General features: G+C 59.2%; 10 protein-coding genes. 6 read left to right on the top strand and 4 right to left on the bottom strand.

Features of this window, described 5'->3' with window-relative positions; genetic code table 11:
• Window positions 1-99: 99 nt before the first annotated feature.
• Entirely contained in the window at window positions 100-609 is a 510-nt protein-coding gene (locus ADT71_RS35330; protein ID WP_369818141.1) for a TonB-dependent receptor, read from the bottom strand.
• Window positions 507-2,684, bottom strand: a complete 2,178-nt coding sequence (locus ADT71_RS01545) for a TonB-dependent receptor (protein WP_231635483.1) — start codon at window positions 2,682-2,684, stop codon at window positions 507-509. Before ADT71_RS01545 ends, ADT71_RS35330 begins: the two co-directional genes overlap by 103 nt.
• A gap of 126 nt (window positions 2,685-2,810) precedes the next feature.
• On the opposite strand from ADT71_RS01545, the gene ADT71_RS32580 reads away from it, so the two are divergent.
• Both ADT71_RS32580 and ADT71_RS32575 read left to right on the top strand, forming a co-directional pair.
• Window positions 2,811-2,987, top strand: coding sequence for a hypothetical protein (locus ADT71_RS32580; protein ID WP_231635482.1), 177 nt, complete (start codon window positions 2,811-2,813; stop codon window positions 2,985-2,987).
• Between the two features lie 57 nt (window positions 2,988-3,044).
• A complete protein-coding gene (locus ADT71_RS32575) occupies window positions 3,045-3,365 on the top strand; it encodes a hypothetical protein (RefSeq protein WP_231635481.1) in 321 nt (106 codons plus the stop codon).
• 227 nt (window positions 3,366-3,592) lie between these two features.
• Here ADT71_RS32575 and ADT71_RS01535 read toward each other — a convergent pair whose 3' ends face one another.
• Window positions 3,593-4,237: a TetR/AcrR family transcriptional regulator gene (locus ADT71_RS01535; protein WP_231635480.1), complete on the bottom strand. Its 645-nt coding sequence runs from the start codon at window positions 4,235-4,237 to the stop codon at window positions 3,593-3,595.
• Between the two features lie 122 nt (window positions 4,238-4,359).
• Here ADT71_RS01535 and ADT71_RS01530 point away from each other — a divergent pair, with 122 nt between their 5' ends.
• The 3 genes from ADT71_RS01530 to ADT71_RS01520 all read left to right on the top strand — a co-directional run bounded on the left by ADT71_RS01530 (window position 4,360) and on the right by ADT71_RS01520 (window position 11,225).
• Window positions 4,360-6,741 (top strand): TonB-dependent receptor, encoded by a 2,382-nt coding sequence (locus ADT71_RS01530; RefSeq protein ID WP_231635479.1) that lies wholly within the window; start codon window positions 4,360-4,362, stop codon window positions 6,739-6,741.
• A 13-nt stretch (window positions 6,742-6,754) separates the two neighbouring features.
• Window positions 6,755-8,074: a glycoside hydrolase family 1 protein gene (locus ADT71_RS01525; protein ID WP_231635478.1), complete on the top strand. Its 1,320-nt coding sequence runs from the start codon at window positions 6,755-6,757 to the stop codon at window positions 8,072-8,074.
• A gap of 70 nt (window positions 8,075-8,144) precedes the next feature.
• Window positions 8,145-11,225 carry an alpha-L-rhamnosidase gene (locus ADT71_RS01520; RefSeq protein WP_054434462.1) on the top strand — a complete coding sequence of 1,027 codons (3,081 nt, stop codon included), beginning with the start codon at window positions 8,145-8,147 and terminating at the stop codon, window positions 11,223-11,225.
• On the opposite strand, the gene ADT71_RS01515 is transcribed toward ADT71_RS01520, so the two are convergent.
• On the bottom strand, window positions 11,222-12,151 hold the full coding sequence (locus ADT71_RS01515; protein ID WP_054434460.1) for a LysR family transcriptional regulator: 930 nt from the start codon (window positions 12,149-12,151) through the stop codon (window positions 11,222-11,224). The genes ADT71_RS01520 and ADT71_RS01515 overlap by 4 nt on opposite strands.
• A 101-nt stretch (window positions 12,152-12,252) precedes the next feature.
• On the opposite strand from ADT71_RS01515, the gene ADT71_RS01510 reads away from it, so the two are divergent.
• Window positions 12,253-13,302 carry an aromatic ring-hydroxylating dioxygenase subunit alpha gene (locus ADT71_RS01510; RefSeq protein WP_231635477.1) on the top strand — a complete coding sequence of 350 codons (1,050 nt, stop codon included), beginning with the start codon at window positions 12,253-12,255 and terminating at the stop codon, window positions 13,300-13,302.
• Window positions 13,303-13,452 lie beyond the last annotated feature (150 nt).

Here is a 13,452-nt window from a genome sequence, read left to right as displayed (position 1 = left end):
CCCCGACGCCGCTGGCTCTGCCCCCCGCGTTGGCAAGCGCCAAGGCGGGGGACATCCCTGTTGTGCAGGCAACCGCAAAGGCAATGAGGCCGAGGCGCATCAGAACTTCATCCCCGCACGGATTCCATAAGTGCGCGGCGGCGACGTGATGATGGTGGACGCAGAAGCCGCGTTGTAAGTCAGGCCGGCCGTGATGACGCGATTGTCTTCGATGTTGCGAACGAATGCGCCGATCGACCAACGATCATTCTGCGGCGAGAACGTGATGTTGGCGTTGCTGGTCCAAGTGTCCCCAACCCGCTGCTCCGGCATGTACTGGAAGGCGACGTATCGGCTCGTCTTGTACTGGGTGTCGGCTGACAGCACGATCTTGTAGTCGCCGATGTCGACCGTCTGCTGGGCGCCCAGATTGATCGTCCACTTGGGAGACTGATAGGCTTGGCGGCCGGAGCAGTCGATCTCGTACTGACCCTGCGAAGTCGTGCTCGCGGCGTATGGACACGATGTCAGCGGCGGCGTCGCGCCGATCGGTTCGCGGTAGACGAAGTCCTTGTACTGCGCATCGAGGTATTGAACCTGGGCGGACAGCAGCGTGTTTCTGGTCGCCAGGAACTGGGTCTCGATCTCCGCGCCCTTGATCGTGGATTGACCGGCATTTTCGGTGAACTGCCCCTGGTTGCGGCAAGATCGATGCCGGTGTGGTTCACCTGCTGGTCGCGATATTTCCAGTAGAAGGCTTCCACGTTGAACTGGAGGCGGTTGTTAAAGAAGCGGTTCTTCATGCCTAGGGTGTAGGCAGTGATATATTCCGGCTGGAACGTTTCGTATCCGACCGACATCGAGAAGCCGCCCGAGCGATAGCCCGTTTCGACGCTCGCGTAGAGCAGCGAGTTGGGTGCCACGTCGAACTCTGCGCCTGCACGCCACGTCAATTTCGAAGTTTTGAGCGGTTGATCGACGACCGTTTGCGCGCGGATGAGGAGCGCCCCCGAGGAGCCGATGGGCGTGACTCCGCCAGGTGGCGGTACGATGAACGGCGCCGGAAGCTGGGTCAAGCTGTCGGTCACCGGCAGCAGCGTGGCCGTTGGGCAGCTCGGTACGAAGTTCACCGTACGGGTGCACTTTACCAGGAACACGTCGGCAGTGCCGTCGAAGTCTTTCTCATCGCGAGTCCAGCGAAGGCCACCTATCAGGCGCAGGCGATCGTTGAGATTGGCAGTCAGTCGTCCGAAAACAGCGTAGGAGCGGGTATCGGACTTGAATTCCTGGTAGGCGTTGAGCGCCTGCTGGGCGAAAGTGTAGTTTCCGTCGACGCTTTCGTCGAAATAGTATGCGCCCAAAATGGCGTCGAAGATGCCTACGCGGTTGGCTGCAAATCGCGTTTCCAGGCTGAACTGCTCATCCTTCTCCTGGATGTAGCCGATGAAGCCGGGGTTTCCGAAGCTGTTGTCGAGATCCGAATAGCGCCAGGCCGGAACAACCGTCAGCGTGCCCGCGCCCGTACGCCACGTGACCTCGGCATTGACGCCATAATAGCTGTTGTCCTGATAGAGGTTTGTATCGAGCGGATCAGCGGTCCGGCCGGAAAGGCCAAGAAACAGGGTCTGGCGATAGGCTTGCGAAACGGGATCGAGCAGCCCGGTCGACTTGCTCAGCCCTGACGGAACGAACGTATATCCCGTCGAACCAAAGTTGTAGGCATATTGGCCCTGGTAGGCAGCGCCGACGCCCTTGCCGCCCGTATGCGAATAGTCGCCCGCCACGCGAACGGTGAGATCTGGCGTCAGTTCAGCCAGATATTGCACGCGTAGCGCACCGGTCTTGTCGTCCGACATGCCGTCTAAAAGGTAGCCGTCGTGTCGGGTCAGGCTGCCCGAAATCCGCATGGCGCCGTCTTCGCCGACCGGTACGTTGATGGCACCCTGCAGTGTGAGGGCGTCATAGTTCCCGTAGGAAATGTCACCGAATCCCGAGAATTCACCTGGCTTGGGCTTTGCGGGAATCACGTTGACGGCGCCGCCTGTAGCGTTTCGCCCGTAGAGTGTGCCCTGTGGGCCCTTCAGAACTTCCACTCGCTCGAGGTCGTAGAAAACGCCGGTCGCCGAAGTCGGGCGGCCGATATAGACCCCGTCATAGTTGAAGGCGATCGCTGGATCGGAGTAGCCGTTGACGGTGAAATTGCCGACGCCGCGCAAGAAGAATACCGCGTTCGCACCGCCGTTTTGCTGGACATTGAGCGCAGGCACCAGCTGCCCGAGGCCCGCTGCTTGCGTCAGACCGCTTTTGATCAGGTCTCCCCCGCCGACTACGTCAATAGCGATGCCGGCGCGCTGAGCGCTCTCCGCTTTGCGCTGCGCTGTGACCACGATTTCGTTGAGACCCGCCGGCGCTTCGCTGTCATTTGCCGTGGTCTGGGCCGAATTCGCTGGAGTGCTCTCTTGCGCAAATGCCTGGCTCGATACGAGCGCGAATCCAAGTGCTGTGCCCAGCAGAAGTGCCTGACGCATGTCTTTCTCTCCCCTTTGCCGCTTGGTGCGGCCTCTTGTGGGGAGAGGGATGCAGTTCGATAAATAACAGATCAAATTTTTTGTTTTTGTCAGTTTCCACAAACAAAAATGGTAGTTGTGCTCCGTCCATAAAATGCAGAAGCTGCGGAGAGGGGCGCGCGCGATGCGCCTCGACAAATTTGATCTCAATCTCCTGATCGCTTTTGAGCTCCTTTTGGAGGAGCGCAATGTCACGAGAACCGCCCAGCGGGCCAATCTCACGCAGTCATCAATGGCGCCGCACTTGCCCGGTTGCGGCAGGCCATGAACGATGAATTGCTGGTCGCACACGGTCGGCGCATGATCGCAACGCCGCACGCTCTCGCATTGGTCCCAATGGTTTCCGAAACGGTCCGCAATCTGCGTGTGCTGATCTCGGGCGCAACGGCATTTGATCCGGGCACGTCGGACAGACGCTTCGAGATCGGTGCATCGGACTGATTTTCGACCGTCTTGCTTGGACCGCTGCTACCAAAACTAAAGCGCGAAGCGCCGGGTGTGGGGTTCAACATCCAACTGCCCACGCGTGAAATAAGCGCAGTCCTCGAAGACGGCAAACTGGATTTTCAGATCACGCCCGAACAGTTCCTTAGCCCTGAGCATCCCAGCGAGCTTCTGTTCGAAGAACGCCACGTAGTCGTGGGATGGCGGGAAAACAGGGTTTTCGCCGGCGAAATGACGCGGGAGGCATTCCACTCCTGCGGTCATGTGGCGCTAAGAATCACCGGCGTCGCGACGTTCGCGGACAAGCACTTCATGACCGTGGATGACCAGCGGCGGATCGAGGTGACCGCTCCGTCGATCTCCATCGTGCCCTGACTGCTTCCCGGAACGAATCTCCTGGCGCTGATGCACGAGCGGTTAGCTCGCGTCTTCGCACCATTGTTGCCGCTGGAAATCCGCCCGGCTCCGAGTGAAGTTCCGCTGATGCGTCAGATGATTCAGTATCACGCAGCGCGCTTGACCGATGCGGGGATGCTCTGGCTCAAGAACCGCCTGTTCGCCGAGATGGCGGAAAATGGAATGCAGGAAGGCTAGTTGACGACCTAACTTCGTGCAAGAACCGCCGGCAGGTTCTCCATGCTGCCGTCTGGCGCTGCCAGTTCGAGTAGGCGGGATAGCATTTCGACTGCAGCGACATTCTCTTCGCAAACGGGCAAGTGCCTTTCGGCGATAGTCAGTCCCCGCACCGACCATACCATCAGGCGCATAACTGTCCGGGCAAGCGTCATGTCTCCGCCAAAAGCGCCTTGCATGACTTGGAGAGCTCGCGCTTCCACTTCTTCCTGCATAGGAACCACAAGCGTTTCCAGGTGTGCATCGCTGCGCGCTGCTTGAAGGATCTCCAGAACGGCTAGGCCGGAGGGGCGGCCCAGGACCTGCCAGAGCACCTTCGGCCAGTCTCCCAAGCGATTTCCAAGGCCGGTCGATTGCCTGATCCTCTCGTATTCGACCATTTCGCTGTCGAATACATGGCGGACTACATCAGCCATTAGCGCCGCTCGCGTCCCAAAGTGGTGGAGCATAGCCCCTCGGGAAACGCCAGCCCGCTCGGAGATCATTGACGTGTTGGCTGCCGCATATCCGACGTCGTGAATGACTTCGATTGCCGCTTCAAGCAGCGCAAGCCGGGTCTGAGCCGTCCGCTCTTCCTGCGTGCGCCGAACCTTGTTTTTAACCGTCATCGTCATCCACATGTCCAGAACTGACCGATCCTATCGGTGTTCGAAGCAAGCCAAGTCACAAGTCGATCTCCCTGGGCAAGCGCTAACCAACGACTGGAGCGATCACCAGCCACAAAAAACATTCATGCTTGACCGTTTGTATCTTAAATCCGTATCAGCCCGGTCAAGCGTCGGCAATTGGCGCAATTACATGGGAGGGTATTTCGATGCGAAAGACAGCATTCCTAATCGGCGTCAGCCTCTGCGCCACAGCAGGTCCGGCCTTCGCGCAGGACACAGCGTCCGTTCAGGACGATGGCGGGGCCGCAGAAATCATCGTTAGCGCACAGCGCCGTACCGAGCGCCTGCAAGACGTGCCACTCAGTGTCACCGCGCTGGGTTCGGCCGCTCTCGAGGCGCGCCAGATCAATGATCTGAGCCAGATCGCGATTGCTGCGCCAAGCCTGCAGGTTGGCAGTGACAATACCTTCGCCGTCCGTGGCGTCGGCACCCAGGCCTTTGCCACCACGATCGATTCTTCCGTTGCGACCGCCTTCGACGACGTGAACCTTGGCCGCCCATTTCTGGCGCAAGGCATGTTCAATGACGTCGAACGTGTCGAAGTGCTCAACGGTCCGCAAGGTCTGCTCTTCGGAAAGAACGCCTCGGCAGGTCTGCTGAATGTGGTCTCCACGAAGCCCAGGCTCAACAAGTTCGAAAGCATTACCAATCTCGAGCTGGACAGCCGTGAAACCCCCGACGAAACCGGCTCTGCCTGGTCAATGATCGGTCGCCAGACGATCAACGTACCCGTCGGCGACAGCGCAGCTCTGCGGATCAATGGCAGCTATTCGTGGGAGGAACCCGGCACGACGTTCGTGGGGCTGAGGAACGTACGTAACGACCTGAATCGTGAGCAGTACGGCGTTCGCGCCAAGTATCTCCAGGAAATCTCGCCATCGCTCGAGCTTTATGTGATCGGCGACTACGCTGAATCCCACGGCGTCGCGGGCATCTATGACCGCACCTATCGTTCTGTCGGTGCGGGCAGCGTCAACACTGACGCTCTGGCTATCACCGGCATCACTCCTGCAGACAACAACTTCGCATTCGGCGGCGATGGTGGCTACTGGCGCGACCTCAAGCTGGGCGGGGCACAGGGAACGCTAACCTGGACCGCTCCCAACGGAATAGTCGTCAGCAACATCGCCGCGTGGAAATTCTACAATTTCGACAGCCAGCTCGATACCGACTTCACCAACCTCGACGGTGCTAGCCGTAACTGGTCGAATGCGAACTATGACCAGTTCTCCAACGAGTTGCGCGTGGCATTGCCGGCCGGCAACCGGCTCTCGGGCCAGGCCGGTCTCTACTACTTCCATTCGACAATCGATCAGAAGGGCCAGATCGCGGGCAACAACTATATGCCCAGCTTCCTGTTGCCGGTCTTCCCGTTCTGCGTAGGTGGATCGGCGGCCACCGGTTGCCCATACTCGAACAGCTATTTCCTTGGCCGCGACTACATCTACAGCATGAAGACGGACAGCTACGCCGCCTTCGGACAGCTGACCTATGACATCACCGACGGCCTCAAGGTCTTTGCCGGCGGCCGCGTGACTCGTGATGAAATCTCGATCGACCTCGATCAGGTCCAGGACGCCTACTTTGTTCCGCTGGCGGTTCCTGGCAGCTTCAATCAGGACTATGGTCACACGGATTTCAGCTGGAAGGTCGGCGGCCAGTACAACTTCACGCCGGACGTGATGTTCTACGGGTCATATGGCAGCGGCTATAAGGGGCCGGGATTTAACGACACCGCTGCAACGGCGGACGCAAACCTCGTTGTGCGGCCCGAAAAGTCCTACACCGGCGAAATCGGTTTCAAGACGAGCTGGTTCGATCGCCACCTTGTGTTCAACATCTCGGCTTTCCACACCAAGTTCGACAACTATCAAGTCCAGTCGCTCGATACCAATCTGCAGGCCTTCGTGGTTCAAAACGCCGCATCGGTCACGACCAAGGGCATCGAGGCCACCATCAACGCTACGCCGGTGGATGGTCTGTCGATCAACGCCTCGGGAACGCTGCTGGATTCGAAGTTCGGCAACTTTCCGGGCGCCGAATGCTATCCTGGACAGGGCTGTTCTTCTTTCAACGCCAAGGGCCGCCGGACACCGACCTCGGCAAAGTTCACATCGTCCCTCGAAGCGATGTACGAGTTCCAGACTTCGGGCTCCGTGCATCCCTTTATCGAGGCGAACTGGTATCATCGCTCGTCAATCAATTACCTGATCAACCGCGCTCCGGGGGCAAAGGTCCCGACGCTCGACATGATCGGGGCAAGCGCCGGTCTAAACCTCGACAACGGCATGCGGATCTCGATCTTCTGCAAGAACTGCACAAGCGCATACAATCCGAATTTCATCGGCCTGGACTCGGGCGATGCGATCGCCGGCGTCGCTACCTACCAGCAGCAGTTCGGCTTCGACTCGGTTCGCACCATCGGCGCCAGCCTCCAGTTCAAGTTCTGAAGAAGGAAAGCGCGTGATTGATCGCATGACCCGCCGCAACATCCTCAAAACGGCGGGCACCGGTCTGGTACTCGCGGGGGCATCGCCCCTTCTCGGCGCATCTCCGCGAGTGCAGCGCAGACTACCTCGTGATTTTCTGTGGGGCGCAGCCACAGCAGGCCATCAGGTCGAGGGCGGAAACATCAACAGCGACAGCTGGGTGTCGGAACATCTGTCGCCCAGCTCGTTCCCCGAACCGTCCGGCGATGCCTGTGACAGCTGGAACCGCTGGCGGGAAGATATCGCGCTCGTCAAGCGAATGGGCCTGAACACCTATCGCTTCGGGATTGAGTGGTCGCGCATCGAGCCTGCCAGGGGCGAATGGTCGCTGGCTAGCCTCGCACATTATCGAGCGATGGTGGATACCTGCCTGGAGCTGGGGCTGAAACCCATCATCACATTCTCGCATTTCACCGTACCTCGCTGGTTTGCAGGCAACGGTGGTTGGGAGAATCCCGAAAGCGCTGAGCTGTTTGGCCGCTTCTGCGAGACAGCAGCCCGGGCGCTGGGCACCGGCTATGGTCATGCCCTGACGTTCAACGAACCGAACCTGGCGGCCCAACTCTCCTGGCAACCGGAGTTTCGCCAGGCGATGAAGTATTTTGCGATGGGCAATCAGCAGGCGGCCAAGATGATCGGTTCCGATCGCTTCGCTTCCACGTTGACCTCTGACCCTGCCAAAACCCTCGCGAACACCATCGCAGCCCACCATCGCGGTCGCGAGGCCATCAAGTCGGTGCACCCGAGCGTGAAAATCGGTCTCAGCCTTGCAGTGGCCGACGAACAGGCATTGCCGGGTGAAAGTGCACTTCAGCGCAAGACTGCCGAAGTGTACCAGCCTTGGTTTGACGCAGTGGCCCAGGACGATTTCGTGGGGGTTCAGACGTATGGACGCGCTGTTGTCGGACCCGATGCGGATATTCCGCCACCTGCCGGCGCAGAAGTCACGCAGACCGGTATGGAGTTTTATCCCGAAGCGCTCGAAGTCACCGTGAAATGGGTCGCCGAAGCAACCGGCCGCCCCATCATTGTCACTGAGAACGGCGTTGCGACCAACACCGATGACCGCCGAATCGCCTATATTGATCGCGCCTTGGCTGGGCTTGGCCGGGCAATGGATGCCGGTACCGACGTTCGCGGCTACATTCACTGGTCCTTGCTCGATAACTTTGAATGGAATCGGGCATATACCGCGCAGTTCGGCCTGGTTGCCGTTGATCGAAAGACCTTCGCGCGCACGATCAAGCCTAGCGGGCCGTATCTCGGCCGCTACGCCAGAACCAACAAAATCTGATCGCGCCCGCAACTGAACGGGGGCCAGAAGTGCGGCACACCGCCCAAGGCCCCGGTTGGAGAGGAGACCAATGCCGAACATCGATCGCCGCTCGCTTCTCGTAACCGGGGCACTCGCTGCAACGACGGCGGCCGGATCACGCCCGGGTTCTGCTTTAGCGGCGCAGGCCATGAAAATTGTCGACCTGAAAACCGCCGGACGGTTGAACCCGATTGGCATCGGCGAACATCGCCCTGCCTTGTCGTGGCGAATGGAGGGTCCCGCCGGAACTGAGCAGAAGGCTTGGCGCGTGTTGGTCGCTTCATCGCCTGCAATTCTTGCCAGCGGTCGCGGGGACCTTTGGGACAGTGGCCGCGTAGAAGGCAGCGCTTCGACCGGAATTCGATATGACGGTGCTGAACTCGCAAGCACCCGCCAATGCCATTGGAAGGTTTGCTGCTGGAACTCAGCGGAACAGCGCGCTTGGAGCACGTCTGCAACGTGGGAAATGGGCTACATTGTTGCTTCAGACTGGACCGGAAAATGGCTGGCTGCCGAGGCCATGGATGAGCGTATCGACCGTTTGGCGGCCCCCGAATGGGTGCTTGGGTCATCGCCAGGAACTGACAAGCCTCGAGCCTTCCGTCTTCCCTTTACCAGTGGCAAGGGGCCGGCAGTAGTTACTATCGTCGCCGACGGCGCGCTTTCCAGGCTAGCAATCGACGGCAGACCACTCACCCTGCCGGCGCGCGATCCCAATGCTTTCGGCGGCGCCCCTGCAGCCAAATTCGAGTTGGAACTGGGCGAAGGAGACCATCTGCTCAGCGCATTGGTCGCACCTGTTCATGGCTTTTTCGTGAAGCCAACGGTGATGCTCGCATCGCTTGTTCGGGTGACGACCCAGAACGGAGATCAGGCAAGAATCGCCAGTGGTTGGCAAACTCAAATGCCAACGGAAACGGTCTGGAGCATGGCCGACAAGGCGGAAAATCAGCCGAACTTCCCGTGGCCGCCGACGCCTGCTCGGATGCTGCGCCGCAACTTCTCAAGCAAGGCTACAATCGCGCGAGCACGGCTGCACGTTGCCGCGCTTGCCGGTTACCGCTTCTGGATCAACGCCGCCCGTGTCGGTGATGATGAATTGCAAGCTGAACCGGTCGACTACAGCAAGCGGGTTCCTGTCAGAACCTATGATGTAACCCACCTCCTGCGTAAGGGAGAAAATGTGGTCGCCGCGTTGGTGGGGGATGGCAACTTCGCCAGCTATCAAGCTCCGGAGGGGCGGTATCCCTACTTGGGAGCGCCCCGACGGTTCCAGGCAGTTTTGGAGATCTTCGGTGATGACGGGGCAATCCAGCGCGTTGTCAGCGACGGCGATTGGCGACACAAGACTTCGCATCTCACGATGTCGGAGAACTACGCGGGCGAAGATCAAGACCTTCGTCTCTTGCCTGATGGCTGGAATGCGCCAGGATATGACGACACTGGCTGGGAAAGCGTATGGGAAGCGCCGGATCCCCAGCTTCCCTTGTCGGCGGCCATTTCCGAACCCGTCCGAGTGATCAGAGAGCTTGTGCCACAATCGATTGTGAAACTCGGCGAAAAGCGTTTCGTCGTCGATTTTGGGCAGAATTTCGCGGGGCGAGTGCAGCTACGAGTCGACGGCAAGGCTGGTGACGTGATCACGGTCAGTCACGCAGAGGTGCTTGGCGGCGACGGAGATCTTGATCGCCGCAACTTGCGCGCTGCACGCGCGCAGGACCGCTACATTCTCAGGGGGGGCAATGAAGTGCTTGCTCCCGTTCTGACTTACCAGGGCTTCCGGTACGCTCGGACCGAAGGTCTGGATATCATCGACAAGACGATGGTTACAGGCCTTGTCCTTTCCAGTGATATTGGTGAAATCGGCACCCTCCGGGTTGAAGAGCCGCGCGTGCAAAAATTGTGGCTCAATGCCCTTTGGAGCCAACGCTCGAACTTCATGGGGATTGCGACCGACTGTCCTCAACGTGACGAACGCCTGGGGTGGACGGGCGATGCGCAGGTATTCTGGGATACCGCCAGTTTCAACATGAATACCAGCGGCTTCACCCGCTCTTTTTGCCGCGCCATGCGCGATGCTCAAGGCAAGAGCGGCGCATTTCCGTTGTGGGCTCCAAATCCGGCCGGTTTGGGCTGGGGCACGCCATCAGCGACACCGGGATGGGCAGATGCCGGCGTAATGCTGCCTTACATCAGCTACCTGCACAGCGGCGATGCCACGATCGTCGATGAGAACTGGCAAGCTATGACGTCCTACCTCGACGGAATTCTGGCTACGAACCCGGATGGCCTTTGGGCAAAGGATCGAGGTGCGGATCTCGGCGATTGGCTGGCGCTTGATGCTAAGAGTCCGATGGATGAAACAACGCCGAAGGCTTTGATTGCCACTGCGATGCTCGCCAGGTCGATCGGACAGGTCGCTCAAATGGCGAAATGGACAGGGCGCACCGATGAGGCCGGGCGCTGGCAGGCGCGGCTCGAACAGACCAAGCGTGCATTCCGGCAGGCATTCGTTGCGGAAGATGGGACTGTCGGGAACGGCAGTCATTGCAGCTTTGTCCTGGCGCTCAGCCTTGATCTGCTGACCGATAAGCAACGCGCCTCAGCCGGCGCGATGCTTGCGGCCGATATCCGCCGTAGGGGTACGCTCCTTTCCACCGGCTTTCTGGGAACGCCGCTGGCGCTCGATGCTTTGGCAAGCATTGGCGAGGAAAAGCTGATTTGGGATCTTCTGCTGCGCCGCGACTATCCCTCCTGGGGCTACATGGCCGACCACGGCGCGACGACCATCTGGGAACGTTGGAACGGCGATACCGGTGACATCGCGATGAATTCGTTCAACCACTATGCGCTCGGTGCTGTCTGCGGCTTCCTCTACCGCCGGGTCGCCGGAATCGCCCCAATCGAGCCTGGCTTCGCACGGTTTGCGGTTTCGCCCGTGATGGATGATCGCATCCCATCGGCAGGCGCCACTCTGGAAACCGTGCGCGGGCGGGTCGAGACACGTTGGAGACGAACACGCCAAGGCCGCGTTCTCGAAATTGTCGTCCCCAGCAACTCACGAGCGACCGTGGCCTTGCCGAACGGTCCAGTCGATATCACGGCCGGTTCACACAGGTTTGTGACCTAGGCACTCGTCGGGGATGGGTCGCGGCCGAGAAAGAGTTCAGCGATAAGCCGGCGTAGCCACAAAACGGCGGGATCGTCCTGGGCCCGGCGGTGCCAGAATTGTTGAAGGCTGATCATCGGCGACGGCAGAGGCGGGGCGATGACCTTGAGGTGGGCCATCGTCGCAAAGATACCCCCGACCGCAGCCGGGACGGTGCTGATCAGATCGGACCCAGCTACCAGCAGCGGCACACTCATGAAGTGTGGTGATTGAAGTTGGATTCGCCGTGATAGGCCCATTTCCCTCAGCTTCGCTTCAAAGAGTTCCTGGCTTCGACCGCGCTGCGCGACGACGATGTGCCCGAGGCCCAAGAAAGTCTGCAGTGACCAGCCAACGTTCGCGTGAGGATGATCGGCGCGTGCGATGCAGGCAAAGGGATGGTCGAAGAGTTTTTGGGTCAGAAAATTGCTGCCATCCAAATCGGGGAAATAGCCGAGAGCAAGGTCCACCGCACCATCCGCCATAGCTGCCTGCAGTTCGTCCGGAGCCATCGACCGCGATTGAAGGGTGATGCCGGGCGCGCGTACTGCCAGTTCGAACATGAGGCGGGGGAGAAAAACCAGCTCCCCGATATCCGATGTGCTGATGGTGAAGCGACGATCGGAAGATGTTGGATCGAACGTTCGCTGGGCGAATATCTCATCTTCAAGGGAAGCCAGCATTTTGCGCAGCGGTTCACGCACCGATTGTCCAAGAGCGGTTGGCTGCATGGTATTGCCGACTCGGATGAGCAGCTCGTCCTCAAACTGAGCCCTAAGCTTACTCAATGCGAAACTGACATTGGGCTGACTCATCCCTAGGCGTCGGGCTGTCGCATTCACACCGCCCTCCTCGAGAAGCGCGTCAAGAACGATGAGGAGGTTGAGGTCGAAATGTCTGTAGTTCACTGAGGTTATCCGTTTTAGGAATAAGCTATATCAGAATAAACAGTCCTGCAAATCGACAGGTGCCTCGTTATCGTATCCTCATAACGAGAGAGGATCTGGCCGTGGCCGATGCAATTTTTCTAAAGAATTTGTGGTACGTTGCGGGTTGGAGCAGCAATCTGGCACCGGGAGATCGCGTCGGGCGTACTTACCTTGATGAGCCGGTCGTACTGTGGCGTTCGCTGGACGGTACCGCATTCGCGCTGGAGGATCGTTGTGCCCATCGCGCCATGCCGCTTTCGGCAGGCGTGGTCGACAATGGCAGCATTCGGTGCCCGTATCATGGCTTGGAGTTCGGTGGTGACGGCAAGTGCACGCGCATTCCTGCTCAAGATCGAGTTCCAGATACAGCGCGCGTTCGGGCCTATCCCATCGTTGAAAAGCAGGGGCTCATCTGGATTTGGATGGGCGCTGCCGACCGGGCCGACAGTGCGCTGGTTCCTGATTACCCAATCCATGAAAATCCGGCCTACGCCTGGCGAAGCGCTCATTTTCCGGTGAAGGGTAACTGGCAACTGCTGATCGACAACCTGATGGACCTGTCGCATCTGCCATACATTCACGCGAACACCATCGGCGGTGACCCCGAACTGCACTTCAAGACGAAGACGCAGTCAGAAAAACTTGCCAATGGCGTGCGCGTTGTTCGCCACATGCCTGCTTCTGTCCCGCCTCCGACTTATGTGGATGCTGCTGGTTTCAAGGGGCGCATCGATCGTTGGCAAGAAATTGAGTTTGCGCCGATCAATATCAGGATTCACACAGGAGCCTGCGACGCCGGGACTGGCGCCTACGAGGGCAATCAGGAGAGCGGGTTTTCGATGCGCGGTTTTCACGGCATTACGCCGGAAACGGCCACGACGACCCACTATTTCTGGTCCATGGCCACGAATATCCTGGACAACGGTATTCCTGACGAGGTCTTTGAGCAGACGGCGCGGACATTCCGCGAGGACCAAGAGGTGCTGGAACTGCAACAGCTTCGCATTTCCCAAAACCCATCGGCACCGATGATCGACATCGCCAGTGACGTTGGAGGGCGGCATACCCGCCAACTGATCGCCAAACTATTTCGGGAGGAAGCGCCCGCTGTTTCGGCTCAGGCCATATAGAAATCGAATCAGTTCGGCCAAATGAGCCATTCCTGATTGTCGGGAATGACCTCTGTGGACGCCCCTTCGGATGCAAGCAGTAAATCGGGGTTTGTTGGCACGTAGTCGGATGCTGTCATCTGTCCGGCCTCGATGAGCAGCGCCATATGC

Origin of the sequence: Novosphingobium sp. ST904 (assembly GCF_001298105.1) — a bacterium.
Classification (GTDB): Bacteria; Pseudomonadota; Alphaproteobacteria; order Sphingomonadales; family Sphingomonadaceae; genus Novosphingobium.
The sequence above is the reverse complement of the archived record's forward strand: the minus strand, read 5'-3'. Positions and strand labels throughout refer to the sequence as shown.

Bases quoted from the DNA above. Each gene is read 5' to 3' on its own strand.
- ADT71_RS32580 (WP_231635482.1), top strand. From the start codon at position 2,811: ATGAACGATGAATTGCTGGTCGCACACGGTCGGCGCATGATCGCAACG.
- ADT71_RS01535 (WP_231635480.1), bottom strand. From the start codon at position 4,237: ATGACGATGACGGTTAAAAACAAGGTTCGGCGCACGCAGGAAGAGCGG.
- ADT71_RS01520 (WP_054434462.1), top strand. From the start codon at position 8,145: ATGCCGAACATCGATCGCCGCTCGCTTCTCGTAACCGGGGCACTCGCT.